Genomic DNA, 18,582 nt, shown 5'->3' with positions numbered 1-18,582 from the left:
GTTTGAAAAATCAGGGCAGCCTTGACGAAATATGCCCGATATATTAAATAATGCTGTAAAAGTAAATGTCTATTTATTCAACTGAAAAACATTATGAAAGGATCACAGCCTAATTATAAACTTATTTACACTGATATTATTGAAAATAAATTTCCTGAAAAGAAAAAAGAATGTGAAGCATTACTGAACAAAAAGAAATTAACCGTTTTAAATATTATTGAACTGAACCAAAAAATTTTTGGCATCAGTAAGGAGACAGAAGAACTGAATCAGAAGCTTCGCTCTTATTCCAAATCCGATATTTTAGAAATTTTAGAATATCAAAAAAAATATGAGTATACCAATAAGCAATTGGCCAATCATTTTAAATTAAGCAGAAATACGGTGACAAAATGGAAGAGGATGTTTGTGGATGAGGAAAATGAATTTTTTTTTTAAGGCTGTTTAAAGCTTTAGTGGGATGAATAGGAATTTTAAAGTGGAGAATACGGGATTCGAACCCGTGGCCTTTTGACTGCCAGTCAAACGCGCTATCTTAAAAAGCACTATTCAGAATACTAAGATATTAAATTATAGTGAACTTCTTTGGAGATTTTCCTGTAATCTGTGTAAATTTTCTGTAGAAATATTCCAGCGTATTAAATCCGGATTCAAAGCATATATTTTTAATTCCGATTTCCGGATTGTTGATCAATAGCTGTTTAGCATGTTCAATTCTCAATTGAATAATATATTCTACAGGAGTACAGTGGTAAGAATGTTTAAACTTTTTAAACAGATTAGCTTCACTCATTCCGGCAAGTGAAGAAAGTTTTTTGATGGTAATAGGCTCTCTGTAGTTTTGTTTGATAAAATAAATTACTTCCTGAAGTTCGGTTGGGGTATTCTCTGTTTTATCAGAGTAGAACAGGATATGTTTTGCATTGGTTTTCATCAGCTCATAAATCAGTTCTTTAAGGCTTAAACTTAGAAGAAAATCTGAAGTCCCGTAAATACTTTCATCTACCCTTCTGTTATAAAGGTGGGTAAGGCTTCTCCACAAAGATTCATCAGAGCTTACAAATTTTTTTACCGCATTTTCTTTCATCATAAAACCTGTTTTGTCCCAGTCCGGGTGCCAGTTTTCTATAACTTCATGAAAAACGCTGTCGATATATTCCTGTTCAATATTCAATACCAGACATTTGGTAGGTTCCAGGAAAACTGGATGAATATCGATACTCAACTCTTTATTACAGGGCGGGATGAATACACTTCTCTCGTTGAATTCAAAAGTTTCCTCCTCACTGCGGATGATTTTATTGCCACTCAGCATTAGCGTGATGACAGGCTTTTCAAAAAAGAAAGGAAAATCATGGCATACGACATTCGTTTCAAACACATTCAATTCGCCAAATGGAATGCTGAAAACGGTTCTTTCTTCGATTTTTTCCATACGATAGAGTTTAGGTTAAAAAAAATAGAGAATAGGTAAATAAATTACATCATGTTTTCATCATTTTCGAATTATGTAAAATACAAAATATTTAAAATAATGGAAAGAACATCGTTAGAAACAAAAACTTCCAATTCAAATACTGATTTTTTATCTCTGAATCCCTCTACTTTGGAGGTTATTGGTAAAGTTGAAAATACTTCCCATGAAGAAATAGACGTCATCATTGAAAAAGCAAAAAAAGCCCAAAAACGATGGGCAGCAAGACCGGATGCCGAAAGAAAAGAAATTTTATTACAGGTAGCAGAAGCCCTGCAGACTCATTCAAAACATCTGGCAGAATGGATTACCAGAGAGCAGGGGAAGCCTCTCAATGGACCTGGTGCTAATTTTGAAATGCAGGCTTGTGTAGGCTGGACGCAGGTTCCTGCATCACTGGATCTGCCTGAAGAAGTTGTTTTCGAAGATGAAACCAGAAAAGACATTCTGTACAGAAATCCAATTGGAGTTGTGGCAGCTATTGCTCCATGGAACTGGCCGTTAATGATTGCGATCTGGCAGATTATTCCATCCTTGAGAATGGGAAATGCTGTAGTGATCAAACCTTCAGAATATACTACTTACTGCAGTCTTGAAATGATAAAAGTAATCAATAGCGTACTTCCTGAAGATATTTTACAAGTGGTTACCGGTAAGGGAGAAGTGGGTGGTTACCTGACATCACATCCGGAGATAGGAAAAATTATGTTCACAGGGTCTATTGCAACAGGTAAAAAAGTGATTGAGGCCTCTGCAAACAATATGGCACGTCTTACACTGGAATGTGGAGGAAATGATGCCGGAATTATTTTACCAGGGTTGGAGATAGCCAAACATATAGAAAATATTTTCTGGGGCGCCTTTCTGAATATGGGACAAACCTGTGCCTGTCTTAAAAGATTATATGTACACGAAGATGATTATGAAAAAGTAGTGGAAGCATTGGCAGGATATTCTTCCAATATTCCAATGGGGAATGGTGCTGATGAAGCTGTTGTTCTGGGACCAATACAAAATAAAATGCAGTACGATAAGATTCAGGATCTGATTCGTGATGCTGAAAGTACAGGAGCAGACTTTTTATTCAAAGGGCAAAAACCTGATCTGGAAGGGTATTTTATTCCTGTAACCCTAGTAGGAAACGTTGATAACGGAGATAGAATTGTTGATGAAGAACAGTTCGGACCTGTTTTACCAATTATCAAATATAAAACAGTAGAAGAAGCAATTAACAAAGCGAATAATTCAGAGAATGGTTTAGGAGCTTCGGTTTGGAGTGATCACCCTGATGAAGCCCAAAAAGTGGCAGCACAATTGGAAGCAGGAACAGTCTGGATTAATCAGCATGGAGCCATTCATCCTTTTGTACCGTTTGGAGGAGCCAAACAATCCGGTTATGGAGTAGAATTCGGAATCGAAGGATTAAAAGCCGTAACAACTCCTAAAGTTATCAGCACCAAGAAATAAACATCTTAAATTAAAGCTCATGAAATACGATTTTATAGTGGTGGGATCCGGTTCAGCAGGAGCCGTTATCGCCAACAGATTAAGCGAAAACGAAAATATAAATGTTCTTCTGTTGGAAGCGGGACCAGATGATAAAGTGAATGAAGTACAGGACCAGGCCGGCTGGCCGGCAATATGGAATACTGAAAGAGATTGGGCTTATCATACCGTTGCTCAGGAAAATGCAGGTGGAAATACGCGATACTGGCCTCGTGGGAAAACATTAGGCGGTTCAAGTTCTATTAATGGAATGATCTATATCAGAGGGCATCAACAGGACTATGACCATTGGGCTTACAATGGATGTGTGGGCTGGGACTGGGAAAGTGTATTGCCTTACTTTAAAAAATCTGAAACTCATGAAGATGGAGAAGATGCTGTTCATGGTGGAGAAGGCCCTCTTTTTGTAAGCCGTATCAAACGTCCTAATGCTATTTCAACAAGTGCTATTGAGGCCTGTAAAGAATTAGGATATCCTTTGACAGATGATTTTAATAAAGAAATCTGGGGAGCAGGTCTGAATCATCTCAGTGTTGGAAAAGACGGCAAAAGATGTTCAACTGCAAAGGCTTTTTTAGATCCTGTTATATCTCGTTCCAATTTGCAGGTTCAAACTGATGCTCTGGCTCAGAAACTGATTTTTGAAGGGGATAAGTGTGTAGGTGTTCAGTATATGAAAAACGGAGAATTAATAGAAGCAAAGGCAGGCAAAGAGGTGATCGTATCTTGTGGAACTATAGAATCCGCAAAACTTCTGATGATTTCAGGAATCGGGGATAAAGAAGAGCTTGAGGCTGTAGGTATTACAGTAATAAAAGATCTGAAAGGAGTTGGGAAAAACCTTCAGGATCATCTTTTGACAAGTGTTATCTTCAAAGCAAAAAAAGAAATTCCTGCTCCTGAAGCTAATTTACTGGAGGCACAGCTGTTCTGGAAAAGTAAAGAAGAAATGGTTTTTCCGGATCTGCAGCCTTTGTTTATGGGGCTTCCTTATTACAGCCCAGGATTTACCGGTCCTGAAAATGCATTCACATTTTGCGCCGGGTTTATCAGACCTGCGAGCAAAGGCTATATCAAATTAATCTCTTCAGATCCAGCTTCGTCATTAGAAATCAATCCAAGGTATTTATCCGAAGAATCTGATTTGGAAGCAATGTACAAATGTGTTGAGATTTGTCGTGAAATGGGGCGAACAGAAGCAATGAAAGAATGGAATGATGGTGAAATTTACCCAGGGGAAGGAAAAACAAAAGAAGAAGTGATGGATTACATCAAAAAATCATGTTCCACTTACCATCACATGACCGGAACCTGTAAAATGGGAATAGACAGTCTTTCTGTAGTTGATCCAAGGTTAAAAGTGTATGGGATAAAAGGTCTTCGTGTAGCAGATGCTTCCATTATGCCGGATGTTGTTTCCGGCAATACCAATGCTCCTACCATCATGATTGGAGAAAAGGCAGCAGATATGATTAAAGAAGATTATCAGATGAAACAGTCAGAAACAGAAGAAAAGTTATCGTTAGTTTAAATAAGGTTTAAACCTAGAAACAGCCACTTCATTATCATTAATTTTGAGGTGGCTGTTTTCCTTTTGACAACAGACCTATAAATATATCTTATAAAAATTAATTGTGTATTTATGGCTGAATATAACTATCTCTTACCTTTGTTTAAAATAAAAATTCATGACCCCAGAGAAAAAGAAACTCATTACAGACAGCTTCAACCGTTCAGAAACCCTGAAATTCTATAAAGCAGAACTGCTGGAAGTAGAAACCGATTTCGTCTCCATTAAAATTCCCAAAATGGAAATGATGACCAGAAAAGCAGGGATGTTCAATGGAGCAATGATTGCTTCTTTGGTGGATGTCTCTTCAGGATATGCTGCAGTGAGTCATTATCCGGAAGACTGTTATGTGGTAACCGTTGAATTAAAGGTGAATTATCTGCGCCCGGCGATGGGAGACGCTCTGGTTTCAAAATCTTATGTTATTAAAGGAGGCTCAAAGATCAGTGTGATCAGAACAGAAATCTATGTGCAGAATGAAGCATCGGGTTCAGAAAGTCATGTAGCAACTTCATTAGTAACTATGATGAAGATAAAATAACTCATTTTTAGGATCGTGTTATGTAAAATATTCCCTAAATAAAGGGTTTAAAGTGATTTTCTATCCTAAAATGGAATGGCTTTTGCTCCATACACCCCATAACTATAAAAAATAACGAAATGAACTTAATTATCCGTTTGTTTGTCACCGCAATTGTGGCATACCTTTTAACTAAAGTTTTACCAGGTGTACATTTTGAAGGGTTTTCATCCGCGATTATCTTTGCCATTGTACTTGGAGTATTAAACATATTTGTAAAGCCTATTTTAAGCCTGTTCGGGCTTCCGCTTACCATTCTTACCTTAGGATTCTTTGCATTGGTTATTAATGCCGGAATTATCCTGATTGCAGACTATTTTATAGACAGCATGGTGGTAGACGGCTTCTGGTGGGCTTTTGTCTTCAGTATATTACTATCAATCGTAACTTCTCTGGCGAATTCAATGTTCTCAGATGGAGATTAACAGATGTAAAATAAAATAAAAAAAAGGCTGTCTCAAAAGTGAGATAGCCTTTTTTGTTCGTATAAATGGATATAGTGTATAATAAAAGAAGATGTATTCTAGGTATCTTCTTTTATTACCTATTATTCAATTGAATCAATTCAGAATTTGTAATGTTCAAAGTTATTTAGTAGTAACTTTAAAGATCGAATTGTATCCCTATGCTTGCCATTGTTCCAGATCCTTTGATATAATAACGGCCTTCATTGGTTGCACCCCTTACTTCGGCATGAATAGGATAATAATCAGCATTGAGTAGATTATTAATGGAAAATAAAAAAGTAAATTGCTGATATTTGTATTTAGTTTGTAAATCAACAAGATTATAACCTGAAATTGGGTATTTCCCATAGTTGTATGCTTCTGCAGGAAATACATCTCTTCCTCCTAAATGCAGGTATTGTAGGTATACATTCCATTTTTCAGATAACTTAAAATCAGCATTTAAATTAATCTTGAAAGGAGAAATAATAGAATTATCAAGCTTGTCTTTGAAATTTCCCTCATTTTTCAAATCCTGACGACCGTCCATATACCCCAGTACTGTGCCAAGTGTCAACCATTGAACAGGCTTTACATTGGCGACAAACTCCACTCCATAAATACGTTGCGGTACCTGGCTCAGCTCATAAGTACCAGGTACAGAAGTTTCAGCGAAAGTAGTACCCTTCTTAGAAGTACTATAGTACCCTATGAGCTGATAATCCCATACCCCCATCTTACCATTTATTCCGAATTCTAAGTTGTTAACAATAACTGGCCTGGGATCAATTTTGCTTAATGGCACGCCATTACGTAAAATAAGCCCAACATCCCCAATTGAGTATCCTTGTGAAAAGGATGCAAAAGGCTGTAGATAGCTGTATTTATTATACCGTGTTGCCAGATTGAATACAAAAGCATCAGAATGGTTATTTTCACCAGCAGTCAGTTTACCATTTTTAATCAGATCCCCAACTTTGAAACGGATATTTTCATAACGTATTCCTCCCTTTAGGATCCAGTCGGGGCCAATATTTACTTTACTCTGTACATAAAAGGCGAGATTATTCATATTCATATCCGGTGTTACCAGTTCGTCTTTCAGCGTCTTCTGTACCGTATGATCTTTTAGTAGATCAATACCGTAAATAAGAGAAATTTTGGAATGGGTACCAAGTTGAAATGGAGTATTGAAATTGAGCCTGGCTCCCTTATGATCAGAATAGTTTTGATTATAGGTTTCAAACACTGTATTCATATCTTCGTAATACAGGCTCAGGTTTGCCTCGGTTTTTCCATATTGACCATCATATTTTAAATGTAAGGCCTTGTTATAGGGTGTACCGCCATTAATGAGCGCATCAGCAGGAATACCAACTGCCGGTGATTCGCCAAACTTACCCGTCGTACCTACATATTTGCTGTCCTGTAAGCTTCGATAATAGTTTCCCATCACTTCTACATGATGGTTAGGAGCGATCTGATAACCGATTTTAGCCAGTGTATTATAAGAATTGGTCTCACCTAATCCGTAAAAAGGACTTACTACTGTACCATCGGAACTTCGCACAACACCTGTATGGCCCATTTTGCCTTGAAGGACATAATCCCATTTTCCAATCTGTCCGGAAAAAACTTGAGCAATATTATATCCGTAGGTTTCGTTTGGTCTGACCAGACTCAGTGAATTATTGAGATAAGTAGATGAATTAAGTTTTCTGCCTTTTTTAGGTTTTTTAGTAATGTAGTTTATTACACCGCCAGCGGCTCCGTTACCATACATGGCCGTTGCCCCGTTGATCACCTCGATATGATCTATGGCAGTAGCATCAATGGTCCGTAGGTCACGTCCACCATTACGTAAAGGCGTGGATTGTGGGATACCATCAATCAGTACCAAAAAATTGCGTCCGCGGATCTTGGCAATAAAGTTATTTTGGCTTTCTTCACTAGGGGATATACTAGGCACTTTTTGCATCAGGATAGATGGCAGGTTATCGTTGATCTGCCGCTGCTGGTCTAGTGTCTTACCCCCAATATAGGTTATGGAGGAAGGAACCTCATCAATATGTTCTGCCAATCTGCTTGCAGTTACAACAACTTCATCCAAATGATGTCTTGCAGGCTGCATAACAACCGGTTCGGGCAATTGATAATTATCTTCATTAATTTCAATAGATTGGGCCATATTTTCATATCCCTCCAGGCTAATTACCAGTTCGTATTTTCCATATGTTATTCCTTCAAATTTAAAATACCCTTCTTTATCAGACCGAGTATTTCCAATTCCGATTAACTTAACGTGTACATTTGCTATGGGTTTGCCCTCTGCATTGACGATACGACCACTCACATTACCTTTTTGTTGCGCCTGTAATGAATACACCTGCAAAGAATTTTCTGAAATAAAAGGCATTGCTGCATAGGCTTTTGGAGATAAAGAATAAGAAAAATATAAAAGTGCAGCTGTAATTTTAGCTGTTTTGTATTGTTTAACTTTCATTTGCCGGTATTGCTAGGATAACAGATTATTAACTATATATACTTAAAATTGGGTGTGCAAAGATATTTTATTTTTATTTATTCCAAATAATATATTGATGTGTTTTTTTTCAATTTTCATATTTACTGTTTTATCTTACTCTCCATTCAATAATAATATCAGGTCTTATGAGTTATCGTTTTTTCCAGTAACTATGTTTTTTAAAAATTTCACTGTTCCTGAAGATAAGGAATCCAATATGGATGAAACTAGAAAGCAGGTTGAAATTGCAAAATATCTGGAAGGTACTTTATTTTATTACCAAAGGGTATATAGGCAGAAATGCTCGGGATGAAATTGACAACCTGCAAAAGACTGTCATTTTGAGACAACCTCTTTTTTTAGCTTCAACGTTTGAATAATTATAAAAATTTGATGGTTCACTCTTTTATTTTGTTCTTCAGTCCTCAGTTTTTTTTAATATTTTCCCCATAAATGCTAATTTTAATGTTAATTCTTTCGTTAATTTTTATTTTAAATACTAACTTTGGCAATCTTTGAATTTAATGAAAGGATTGGATAAAATCAATATGGTTTTACCGATCCGCTAAAAATGAATGAACATATGAAACTTAAGTACAGTCTGCTGGCTCTGGCAGCTCCGCTTTTAATGAATGCACAACAAGTAATGACGCCTGAAATTCTTTGGACTTTGAAAAAAGTGGGAGTACAGGCAGTTTCACCGGATCAGGCATCCCTTATTTACAAAGTAGGACAGGTAGATCTGAAAACAGAAAAAACAAAAAACGAGAACTACTTTCTGAATGTTCTTAATCACCAGGCTTCCAAAATCGATTTCGGTAAAAAAGCATTGATTCAGTGGGATAAAAACGGGATCTACGCTCAGGAAGGAGATAAAATCTATCTTTCAAAAGATGCCGGAAAAACCTGGACAGAATTCTATACCATTGGCGACGCTGACAATATCGTTATTTCTCCGGATGGAAAAAGAATTGCTTTCAGTAAGCAGGTGTTGGTAGAAAAGTTAATGGGGAAAGACAAATACAGCGATACCCCTAAAACTACGGCTCAGGTGTACACAGACCTTAACCACAGACACTGGGATTACTTCAATGAAGGAAAATATAACCACGTATTTGTAGTAAATACTTCAGATAAAGTAGAGGCTGCTAAAGATCTGTTGGAAGGAAAAACCTGGGATTCTCCTCAAAGACCTTTCGGTGGTGCTGAAGACTTTGTATGGAGTCCGGATTCTGCACAGCTTTTATATGTTACTAAAGCGAAAAGCGGTAAAGAATATGCAACCAGTACGAATACGGATATCTTTGCTTATGATTTAGCTACAGGAACTACGAAGAACCTTACAGAATCAAACAAAGGATATGATATCAATCCGAAATTCAGCCCGGATGGAAAGTCTCTGATCTGGCAGAGTATGGCCAGAGATGGTTACGAAGCAGATAAGAATGATGTAAAAATCATGGATTGGAAATCAGGAAAGACTACAAACCTTACTGCAGGATGGGATGATAGTGTTTCAGGAGATGTGCTTTGGGGTGCAGATTCAAAAACAATCTATTTCACAGCGGCTTACAGAGGAACAAAACAACTGTTCTCTCTGGATTCAAAATCTGCAAAAGTGCAGCAGATCACCAAAGGAGATTTTGATGTGAATGAAATTTTCACAGATAACAAAACTTCAGTTTTAGTAGGAAGAACAGATGTAAACCATGCTACAGAACTATTCTCTGTAAACCTTAAAAACGGAGAAATGAAGCAGGTTACTGAAGCGAACAAAGATACTTATGCTAAGCTGACACAAGGAAAATCTGAACTTAAAATGGTGAAAACTTCGGATGGTAAAGAAATGGGCGTATGGTTCCACTATCCACCGAACTTTGATCCGAATAAAAAATATCCTACATTGGTATACTGCCAGGGTGGACCACAGTCTGCACTGACTCAATATTTCAGCACAAGATGGAACTTTGCCCTAATGACAGCAAATGACTACATCGTAGTGGCGCCAAACAGAAGAGGTATGCCGGGCTGGGGAACAAAATGGAATGAAGAGATTTCAAGAGACTGGGGCGGACAGCCCATGAGAGATTATCTTGCGGCAACAGATTATGCGAAAACATTACCGTATGTAGACGGAGACAGAGTAGCCGCAGTGGGAGCAAGTTATGGAGGATACAGCGTATTCATGTTAGCAGGAATCCACGAAAACAGATTCAAAACATTTATTGCCCATGACGGATTATTCGATATGAAATCATGGTATCTGACGACTGAAGAACTTTGGTTTGCAAACTGGGATATTGGTTCTCCATGGGAAAAACCACAGCCAAAAGCATACACAGAGTTCAACCCAAGCAACTTTGTAGAAAAATGGAATAAGCCCATCATGATTATTCAAGGTGGAATTGATTTCCGTGTGCCTTATGAGCAGGGACAGGAAGCTTTCCAGGCGGCAAAATTAAGAGGATTGAAATCTAAACTGGTTTATTTCCCGAACGAAAACCACTGGGTACTTCATCCGCAAAACGGATTGGTATGGCAGAGAGAATTCTTCGAATGGTTGAAAGAAACATTATAAGATAGAATAATACATCAATAAAAGCGGACTACAAGTCCGCTTTTTTATATTGTAAAGATTCTGCACTTTAGATGATTTTCAGATGATGTTTATCCATAAATAAATATCCACAATCATCTGTGAAAATCTTTGTGATCTGTGGTTAATAATATCAATAGAAGCCCGCTTTACTTATAATAAACAATTCCATTGACTTCAGCCAAAACTTAAACAGGAACATATTTTAAAATCTGCGTAATCTGAATAATCTTCGAGAAATAAAATCAATATATTTGAATATGCAAAACCGTATTTCATCATTTCCACCACTCATTGATGACCAGTCTGAGATTTTAATTCTAGGTTCTATTCCCGGAGTAAAATCATTGGAAATGCAGCAATATTATGCCCATCCGCAAAACAAATTCTGGAAAATCATTCTTGAACTGCTGAATGAAGAATTTACAGAAGATTATTCCAAAAGAATTGAAGCCTTAAAAAAGCATCATATTGCCCTTTGGGATGTCATCGATTCCTGCGAAAGAAAAGGAAGTCTGGATTCCGAGATTAAAAATGAAGAAGCCAACCAGATTGCTGAACTGCTGGAAGAACATCCTAATGTGAAAGCCATCTTTTGCAACGGAGGAAAATCTTATAAAAATCTGCAAAAGCTTTTAGGAAAAAACTATAAGCTTCCTATTTTTCTCATGCCGTCTACAAGTCCGCTTCATACCATTTCTTTTGAAAGAAAATTTGAAGAATGGAAGAGGGTTTTAGAGTTTTTAGGGTGAGAGAGTTTGAGAGTATTATTAGAGTATTAGAGTATTAGAGTATTAGAGTATTAGAGTATTAGAGTTGGGCTGAAGCTAAAATGTTTTCCATAATGACATCTGATCAATAAAAGTATAGATTCCTACGGAATGACAAACATTGCACTTAGACTATCCGCACACTTTGTCATTCCGTAGGAATCTAAATATTGTATTTAGGATATAAAATTAACAGCCTAAATAGGTTCTCAATCCTTTCAAAAGTTCCAGCTGATTCTTCGTTCTGTCCAGATTATGTTCAGGATATTTCGTTGAATAATAAATACTTCCATTCAGGTAATCGGTTAAAAAACGAACCTCTTGAATATAAATGGCGACTTGGGCAGCATAATCAAGCTGAGCAGACTCTTCCGGGGTTAGTTTTTCCTTTAAATAGAAAAGAAATCCTTCTTTTACAACCTCATACATTTCACGATTGAAATTGTTTTCAGCACTTCCGTCATCTTCATTGGTAGTATTGGTGTAGGATTGAATCATCGTTCCGAAGTCATATAAAATAGTAGAAATCATCATGGTATCCAGATCAATTACAGCTAACGGTTGATGATTTTGATCGAAGAGAATGTTGCTGATTTTTACATCGGCATGGATGATTCTTTTGGGAATCTGATTATTTTTCTCCATTTCTATCCATTGGTCAAGTAAGGAAATAAGCTGGTTGGTGATTTCTATTTCAGTTTTTGCATTTTCTTTTAGATGGAGAGCGGCATTTTCCAGTGCCTTTTTATAATCCGCAATTCTTTTTTCAAAATTGAGGAAATCAGGAAGCGTGTCTTCAATAGCTGGTGGCTCTTCAGTATTTACGATGCTAAGGAAATAACTGAAGGTTTTAGCTGCCTTAAAAGCTGTCTGTAAAGATGGAACAGTAAGAAAGGTAATGCTGTTTTCTACGAAGCTTAGCATACGCCAAGGTTCATCATTGGCATCTTTTACCAGAAACGTATTGCTAAGTGAAGGGATAGGTTCTATAATTTGGAATTGATAATCATTTGACCTGAGAAGTTCATTAATCATTAAATGATTGTTGACAATAACCTCCGGCTGTTTGAAGACATGATGATTGATCTTTTGCAGGATAAATTTTTTCTGCTGGTCCTTATCTTCCAAAAGGTAAGTGGTATTAATCAGTCCATCTGTGATAGGCGAAAGGCTATAATTTTCAGTACTGATAAACTGAGCGACAATGTCTTTTATTATTTCCATAAATCTGCCGGATATCTGTTGTTCTGAATCTCTGAGATCAGAAAATCTTTAATATTCTTTTTGTCATCAGCATACGTTACGCCCATCCATTGGGAAGGGGATGCCTTTACCGTTACTTTTACTTTCTTTTCATCTATCGTTCTCTGAACGGCGCTGGGAATATAAAATTCCTGTTTGGGTGCTGGACCAGATTCTATAAAATCATAAAAATAAGCTTCCAGAGCACAGAAAATATGAGGATGGAAAATGAAAAAATTCATAGATACCAATGTATCGGGGTCCAGTTTTATATGCTCTCCGTTTTCCGTATAAACAATGGAGCCGTTTAGTTTTTGAATGGATGTTTGCTCTTCAACACGGATCAGATCATTATTAGCGTCTAATGTACATATTCCTCTCGCTACGGTTCCGTGACCACTTAATGTTGTACTCACGGGATAAGCAATCATACCCAGCTGAGAGTCGGAAATATGATGATGATTAATTTCATCCGCAGCTAGCAGGTAAGCTTCTTTACCATAAAAATCATCTGCATTGATCATAATGAAAGGTTCCTGTATCACATATTTGGCACATAAAACAGCATGTGCTGTTCCCCAAGGTTTTTCACGTTCAGGATAATCAAAACCCTGCAGAGGAATACTGTTCATTTCCTGATATACCCAGTGCAATTCAAAACCCTTTTGTTCAGAGATCAAATTCAGTCTTTCAATATAACTCTGAGGAATCAGCTTATTGACAATAATAACCACTTTGGAAAAGCCGGCCTCTAAAGCATCATAGATAGAATACTCCAAAATAGGTGAACCATTATCGAGTATTCCATCTATCTGTTTAAGACCTTTATATCGGCTGCCTAATCCACCAGCAAGGATAAGTAATGTTTTCTTAGAATTCATCAGTCATTCCAAATACAGGTTTGCGGGTTTTCCATTTACCATTGGTGAAATCAGGAATATCAACTACCTGGCCTCTTTTGGCAATAGACTCTTCACTCAATGGAGTAATTGAATACCATAAGGCCAGATCATAAACATCCATAGGGAATTCTATATTGCGTTTGATACATTCAATAAAGGTATTCATTACAAAAAAGTCCATTCCGCCATGTCCTGCTCCGGCAGCGGTACTTTCAAACTTCTTCCACATCGGGTGGTCATGTTCTTTCATCCACTTTTCTGTATTGTCCCAACGGTGCGTGTGATTCATTGTTTTTTCAAAATAAATATGTCCCTGGTTGAATTCTCCCCAGCCGAAGTCCTGCCATAATCCTTCTGTTCCCTGTACGCGGAACCCAAGGTCATAAGGCCTCTGTAAGCTGGTATCATGAGTTAAAAGGATGGTTTCTCCGTTTTCACAGGCAATTTGAGTGGTTACAATATCTCCCTGATTGAATTTCACTTTAGCATTCGGATGGTTCTCTCCACCTTTTGAATGCTCTGTAATGTATTTATGTAATCCTACAGACTTGGAGGAGAAGGAGGAGAGTCTTGTTAAACGGTTTCCACGGTTGATATCCATCATCATGGCAATTGGCCCTAACCCGTGAGTAGGATAAAGCTCTCCATTACGTTTTACATAATGTTCTGTTCTCCACTTAGCCTCACTGAAACCTTTTTCACCAAATTCAGCACCGGAATTATAAGGGGTAACCCCATCATTGAAAAGTACTCCTCTTAAATCATGCTGATAACCGCCTCTTCCATGAACCAGTTCTCCAAACATCCCTTTACGAACCATGTTTAGAATAGCCATAACATCTCTTCGGTAGCATACATTTTCCATCATGAAAATAGGGACCTTTGTTTCTTCATATACTTTCACAAATTCCCAGCAATCCTGAAGCTTTATGGCTCCGGAAACTTCCATTCCTACAATCTTTTTAGCACGCATGGCTTCTACACCCTGTGGAAGATGCCATTCCCATGGAGTAGCAATCACTACAGCATCTACTGTTTTTAATTTTAAAAGATTTCGGTAATCATATTCGCCGTTAGAAAATTCCTGAGCTGCTGATTTATTATTGTCTTTTAATATTTTTTGAGACGCAGCAAGCATTCTTTTATCCGGATCTGCAAAAGCCACAATCTCTACATCATTACGTTTAGCCAATAATTTTACATGTTCCTGGCCACGAAGTCCTACACCAATAAAGCCCACACGGACTTTCTTATCTGTTTTAAAATCATTTGAATAGGCAAATAGAGAATTGGGTAAAACCAATGCACCAAAGCTTGCCAGAGCTGCTGTTTTGATAAAATTCCTACGGGAAGTGCTATTGTCCATTAATTTTTTTTCTAAATATATTAAAAGTTTTGCAAACTGCGATGGGATGGGAGTTGGGGAATGGTAGGGTTTGAGAGTGATAGAGTAGAGAGTTTCAGGATGCGAGGTTTTAACAGTTCAAGGTTTAACTTTTAAAGTTTAATACCTCTTACCGCACATCTTTCAGTCTATTATCTATTACCTATTATCTATTATCTATTATCTCCACATCTAATGAGCTTTATACTTCAATAAAAAAGCCGCTTCGGAATCCCAAAGCAGCATATACTATAGTACTACAGTTCAACACTATTTTTCCATATAATATACCTCTTCATAAGGCTGGATCAATACCCATCCGTGTCCTGAAAATTTCATCTGGAATTCTTCACCGCTTCCCCTTCCGATAAGACTTTTAAAAGAAACGTTTGTTTTAAGTTCAGGGCTTAGGTTTCCAGACCATGCCACGGTAGCATTAGGATCGGTGAAAACAGGAGTGTCAGGAGTTACAAGCAAGGTTAAAGGATCTCCATGTGTTGTAATCGCAATATGACCGGTTCCGGAAAGTTTTACCTGGAAAAGACCGCCGGACATCATCCCAGCAATACTTTTCAGCATGGTAATATCACTTTTTACACTTTGCTCGTGAGCCAGAACGTCATTCCCGTTCACACAAACCGATTCATTATTCAGGTAAAGAATACGAACCTTTTTACCAGAGTCTGCAACATACAGTTTTCCCGTACCTTCAGCTTTCATTAGTTTACTTCCTTCACCGCTGATGGCTTTCTTCAGCAGGTTTCCAAGACCGCCTGCCAGCATTCCCTGTCTTTCAAAATTGATATTACCCACATAGCTCACCATACTTCCTCTTTTAGTCCATACCGCTTGGTTATTAAGGTTGATTTCTAAAAGATGTTTGGTTTCCAATTCAAAATAATCCCTTTGTTGCGGATTCTCTTTGGTTTCATTGATAAAGGCTTCAATTGAATATTTGCTCATAATTATAATTTTTTAATTTGTTGTTTTTTATATTGCTAGTGTTTTAGTTTGTCGAGTTTATATTCTCTTTTGTTACTTTTAGGATTGAGATCCACAAATTCATAATCTTCAAAATTGGCAAGTTTTGCTTTAAACATTTCAGCGGCTTTTTCTAATGACCAGGTTTTAGGATAATGAAAACCTTCAAACTCAGCATTGAAAATCTCTGCTTTGAACTCATGTGAAAACTCATCATCACCAGAGTACGTTAATGCTATTTTACCAGTCCAAATAATATCATATTGGTGGTTTTCTGTTTTTGAAAAACGGATTTGATGGCCTGCACAACTGTCATGTCCCAACAGATAAATATTGAAGGCGAGATCGTCATCATCAAAATGTTGGTCGGAAGGAAGGTCATTGCTGAAAAGATCTTTTTTAACAACAGCATCGAAATCCAGTTTTTCATCTAGCTTATTAATTCTGATTCCTCTTTGTTCGCCCCAATAATTGGATGATAACGTACAGGCATGGTAGTTTCCCCACACTATTTTGGAGTCCCAATCAGAGAGTTCTTCATCATCATCTTCGCTGTTCTCATCATCATTGGCGTAATAATTTTCAGTTTTTAAATGAAAATCAAACCAGATGAAACCATATTCATCAATGCGTCCGCTCCAGCTGAACTCTTCAATTTTATGCCCGTTAGGATACGGATTATCAATAAAGTATATTTTACTTACAGATTCCATGTTGGATTTTAATTTCTTCAAAAATACTCTTTTTAAGCTTTAAAAATTCCCGTAAAATCACGGTTTTATATTTGATTGAAAATAATACTTGACAAAGGGGTGTTCTATGTCGTATATTTGCACTCCGAAAATTACACCTTGTAATTTCAATAATTTTTAAACCGTAATTTAAAAAATGAAAACATCAGATTTTAATTTTGATCTTCCTGCGGAATTATTGGCAGAACACCCATCAGAGCACAGAGACGAAGCTAGATTAATGGTACTTGATAGAAAAACACAAACTATCGAGCACAAATTATTCAAAGATGTAGTGGATTATTTTGATGAAGAAGATTTGTTCATCTTCAACAATACAAAAGTTTTCCCTGCACGTCTTTATGGTAACAAAGAAAAAACAGGTGCTAAAATTGAAGTTTTCCTTTTAAGAGAGCTTGATAAGGAAACCAGAGTATGGGACGTTTTAGTAGATCCGGCAAGAAAAATCAGAATTGGTAACAAATTATTCTTCACAGAAGACGAGTCTTTGGTAGCTGAGGTTATCGATAACACTACTTCAAGAGGAAGAACACTAAGATTCTTATTCGACGGTTCTTACGAAGAATTCAGAGCGAAACTTAAGGAATTAGGAGAAACTCCACTTCCAAAATATATCAAAAGAGCAGTAGAGCCGGAAGATGCAGAAAGATACCAGACTATCTACGCTAAAGTAGAAGGAGCGGTAGCTGCACCTACAGCGGGTCTTCACTTCTCTAAGCATTTGATGAAGAGATTAGAGATCAAAGGGATCAATTTTGCCGAAGTTACCCTTCACGTAGGATTGGGAACTTTCAACCCAATTGAGGTAGAAGATCTTTCTAAGCACAAAATGGAATCTGAAGAGATCATCATTGATGAGAAAAATGCTGCTATCATCAACAAAGCAGTAGATGCTCACAGAAGAGTTTGTGCTGTAGGAACTACAACAATGAGAGCGTTGGAAACTTCTGTTTCTTCAAACAAAAAAATCTCTGCTTTCAACGGTTGGACAAATAAATTCATCTATCCACCTCATGATTTCGGAGTTGCTAACTCAATGATTACCAACTTCCACACGCCGAAGTCTACTCTAATTATGATGATTGCTGCATTTGCCGGAAGAGATTTCGTAATGCATGCTTATGAAGAAGCCGTAAAAGAAAAGTATAAATTCTATTCTTACGGGGATGCAATGTTAATCCTATAAAAAAGATATTAGGTTATAGGTTGCAGGTAGGAGTTACCTGCAACCTGCAGCCTGAAATCTAAAACCTTACAATGAAAGATATCCGTACATTATCACTAGATCAGCTTAAAGAATACTTTGTGTCTTTAGGAGAAAAGCCGTTTCGTGCGAAACAGGTCTATGACTGGCTATGGAGCAAAAACCTCCATTCGATTGATGAAATGACGAATCTTTCGAAAACTCTTCGTGAAAGAATTTCCGAAGAATATACCATTAATCCTGTTTCTGTAGACCTTCTTCAAAAAAGTACCGACGGAACCATCAAAAACGGAGTGAAACTTCATGATGGGTTATTGGTAGAATCTGTTCTTATTCCAACAGAAACAAGAACAACAGCTTGTGTATCTTCACAGGTAGGCTGCTCATTGAACTGCGAATTCTGTGCTACAGCAAAACTGAAAAGGATGAGAAACCTTGAAGTGGCAGAAATTGTAGATCAGGTTGCTTTAATTGACAGCCAAAGCAGAATGTATTTTGACAGACCTCTTTCCAATATCGTATTCATGGGAATGGGAGAGCCGATGATGAACTACAAAAATGTAGTAGAAGCCATCAGAAAGATCACTCAGCCGGAAGGTTTGGGAATGTCGCCAAGAAGAATTACTGTTTCCACATCAGGAATTCCAAAAA

General features: G+C 37.2%; 16 protein-coding genes and 1 tRNA gene. 9 read left to right on the top strand and 8 right to left on the bottom strand.

The genetic code is table 11. From position 1 onward, the window contains the following. Positions 1-93: 93 nt before the first annotated feature. Complete coding sequence (locus BBH99_RS13000; RefSeq protein ID WP_066696339.1) at positions 94-438, top strand: transposase; 345 nt, start codon at positions 94-96, stop codon at positions 436-438. 41 nt (positions 439-479) lie between these two features. On the opposite strand, the gene BBH99_RS12995 is transcribed toward BBH99_RS13000, so the two are convergent. Both BBH99_RS12995 and BBH99_RS12990 read right to left on the bottom strand, forming a co-directional pair. Continuing rightward, positions 480-551: transfer RNA gene (locus BBH99_RS12995), tRNA-Ala, on the bottom strand. Between the two features lie 14 nt (positions 552-565). Further along, on the bottom strand, positions 566-1,435 hold the full coding sequence (locus BBH99_RS12990) for a helix-turn-helix domain-containing protein (protein ID WP_066696336.1): 870 nt from the start codon (positions 1,433-1,435) through the stop codon (positions 566-568). Between the two features lie 99 nt (positions 1,436-1,534). Here BBH99_RS12990 and BBH99_RS12985 point away from each other — a divergent pair, with 99 nt between their 5' ends. From BBH99_RS12985 to BBH99_RS12970, 4 genes are all read left to right on the top strand, one after another. Next, a complete protein-coding gene (locus BBH99_RS12985; protein ID WP_066696331.1) occupies positions 1,535-2,941 on the top strand; it encodes an aldehyde dehydrogenase family protein in 1,407 nt (468 codons plus the stop codon). A 19-nt stretch (positions 2,942-2,960) separates the two neighbouring features. After that, complete coding sequence (locus tag BBH99_RS12980) at positions 2,961-4,511, top strand: GMC family oxidoreductase (protein WP_066696328.1); 1,551 nt, start codon at positions 2,961-2,963, stop codon at positions 4,509-4,511. Between the two features lie 157 nt (positions 4,512-4,668). Next, positions 4,669-5,091, top strand: a complete 423-nt coding sequence (locus BBH99_RS12975) for a PaaI family thioesterase (protein ID WP_066696326.1) — start codon at positions 4,669-4,671, stop codon at positions 5,089-5,091. Between the two features lie 119 nt (positions 5,092-5,210). Further along, positions 5,211-5,555 (top strand): phage holin family protein, encoded by a 345-nt coding sequence (locus BBH99_RS12970; RefSeq protein ID WP_066696323.1) that lies wholly within the window; start codon positions 5,211-5,213, stop codon positions 5,553-5,555. A gap of 178 nt (positions 5,556-5,733) precedes the next feature. On the opposite strand, the gene BBH99_RS22940 is transcribed toward BBH99_RS12970, so the two are convergent. Continuing rightward, entirely contained in the window at positions 5,734-8,079 is a 2,346-nt protein-coding gene (locus tag BBH99_RS22940) for a TonB-dependent receptor (RefSeq protein ID WP_066696321.1), read from the bottom strand. Between the two features lie 604 nt (positions 8,080-8,683). On the opposite strand from BBH99_RS22940, the gene BBH99_RS12955 reads away from it, so the two are divergent. Beyond that, a complete protein-coding gene (locus tag BBH99_RS12955; protein WP_066696371.1) occupies positions 8,684-10,678 on the top strand; it encodes a S9 family peptidase in 1,995 nt (664 codons plus the stop codon). Positions 10,679-10,956: 278 nt separating this feature from the next. Further along, positions 10,957-11,448 (top strand): DNA-deoxyinosine glycosylase, encoded by a 492-nt coding sequence (locus BBH99_RS12950; RefSeq protein ID WP_066696318.1) that lies wholly within the window; start codon positions 10,957-10,959, stop codon positions 11,446-11,448. A gap of 207 nt (positions 11,449-11,655) precedes the next feature. Here the strand turns inward: BBH99_RS12950 and BBH99_RS12945 are convergent, their stop codons facing one another. The 5 genes from BBH99_RS12945 to BBH99_RS12925 form a co-directional block, all read right to left on the bottom strand. Then, complete coding sequence (locus BBH99_RS12945; protein WP_066696316.1) at positions 11,656-12,690, bottom strand: phosphotransferase enzyme family protein; 1,035 nt, start codon at positions 12,688-12,690, stop codon at positions 11,656-11,658. Next, positions 12,681-13,589, bottom strand: a complete 909-nt coding sequence (locus tag BBH99_RS12940; protein WP_066696307.1) for a sugar phosphate nucleotidyltransferase — start codon at positions 13,587-13,589, stop codon at positions 12,681-12,683. Before BBH99_RS12940 ends, BBH99_RS12945 begins: the two co-directional genes overlap by 10 nt. Beyond that, entirely contained in the window at positions 13,579-14,976 is a 1,398-nt protein-coding gene (locus BBH99_RS12935; protein ID WP_066696303.1) for a Gfo/Idh/MocA family protein, read from the bottom strand. The genes BBH99_RS12940 and BBH99_RS12935 overlap by 11 nt, the downstream gene beginning before the upstream one ends. A gap of 288 nt (positions 14,977-15,264) precedes the next feature. Next, positions 15,265-15,957 (bottom strand): AIM24 family protein, encoded by a 693-nt coding sequence (locus BBH99_RS12930; RefSeq protein ID WP_066696301.1) that lies wholly within the window; start codon positions 15,955-15,957, stop codon positions 15,265-15,267. A 35-nt stretch (positions 15,958-15,992) separates the two neighbouring features. Further along, positions 15,993-16,709 carry a hypothetical protein gene (locus tag BBH99_RS12925; protein WP_123873172.1) on the bottom strand — a complete coding sequence of 239 codons (717 nt, stop codon included), beginning with the start codon at positions 16,707-16,709 and terminating at the stop codon, positions 15,993-15,995. Between the two features lie 154 nt (positions 16,710-16,863). On the opposite strand from BBH99_RS12925, the gene queA reads away from it, so the two are divergent. Continuing rightward, complete coding sequence (queA, locus tag BBH99_RS12920) at positions 16,864-17,913, top strand: tRNA preQ1(34) S-adenosylmethionine ribosyltransferase-isomerase QueA (protein ID WP_066696297.1); 1,050 nt, start codon at positions 16,864-16,866, stop codon at positions 17,911-17,913. 71 nt (positions 17,914-17,984) lie between these two features. Continuing rightward, the coding region (rlmN, locus tag BBH99_RS12915; RefSeq protein WP_123873170.1) for a 23S rRNA (adenine(2503)-C(2))-methyltransferase RlmN at positions 17,985-18,582 on the top strand (598 nt) is incomplete at its 3' end.

This window comes from Chryseobacterium contaminans, assembly GCF_001684955.1.
GTDB classification, from domain to species: Bacteria; Bacteroidota; Bacteroidia; order Flavobacteriales; family Weeksellaceae; genus Chryseobacterium; species Chryseobacterium contaminans.
This window is presented reverse-complemented; position numbering and strand designations above follow the sequence as displayed.

Bases quoted from the DNA above. Each gene is read 5' to 3' on its own strand.
- BBH99_RS12955 (WP_066696371.1), top strand. From the start codon at position 8,684: ATGAAACTTAAGTACAGTCTGCTGGCTCTGGCAGCTCCGCTTTTAATG.
- BBH99_RS12990 (WP_066696336.1), bottom strand. From the start codon at position 1,435: ATGGAAAAAATCGAAGAAAGAACCGTTTTCAGCATTCCATTTGGCGAA.
- BBH99_RS12950 (WP_066696318.1), top strand. From the start codon at position 10,957: ATGCAAAACCGTATTTCATCATTTCCACCACTCATTGATGACCAGTCT.
- BBH99_RS12930 (WP_066696301.1), bottom strand. From the start codon at position 15,957: ATGAGCAAATATTCAATTGAAGCCTTTATCAATGAAACCAAAGAGAAT.
- BBH99_RS12970 (WP_066696323.1), top strand. From the start codon at position 5,211: ATGAACTTAATTATCCGTTTGTTTGTCACCGCAATTGTGGCATACCTT.
- queA (WP_066696297.1), top strand. From the start codon at position 16,864: ATGAAAACATCAGATTTTAATTTTGATCTTCCTGCGGAATTATTGGCA.
- BBH99_RS12985 (WP_066696331.1), top strand. From the start codon at position 1,535: ATGGAAAGAACATCGTTAGAAACAAAAACTTCCAATTCAAATACTGAT.
- BBH99_RS12980 (WP_066696328.1), top strand. From the start codon at position 2,961: ATGAAATACGATTTTATAGTGGTGGGATCCGGTTCAGCAGGAGCCGTT.
- BBH99_RS12940 (WP_066696307.1), bottom strand. From the start codon at position 13,589: ATGAATTCTAAGAAAACATTACTTATCCTTGCTGGTGGATTAGGCAGC.
- BBH99_RS12935 (WP_066696303.1), bottom strand. From the start codon at position 14,976: ATGGACAATAGCACTTCCCGTAGGAATTTTATCAAAACAGCAGCTCTG.
- BBH99_RS12975 (WP_066696326.1), top strand. From the start codon at position 4,669: ATGACCCCAGAGAAAAAGAAACTCATTACAGACAGCTTCAACCGTTCA.
- BBH99_RS13000 (WP_066696339.1), top strand. From the start codon at position 94: ATGAAAGGATCACAGCCTAATTATAAACTTATTTACACTGATATTATT.
- BBH99_RS22940 (WP_066696321.1), bottom strand. From the start codon at position 8,079: ATGAAAGTTAAACAATACAAAACAGCTAAAATTACAGCTGCACTTTTA.
- BBH99_RS12945 (WP_066696316.1), bottom strand. From the start codon at position 12,690: ATGGAAATAATAAAAGACATTGTCGCTCAGTTTATCAGTACTGAAAAT.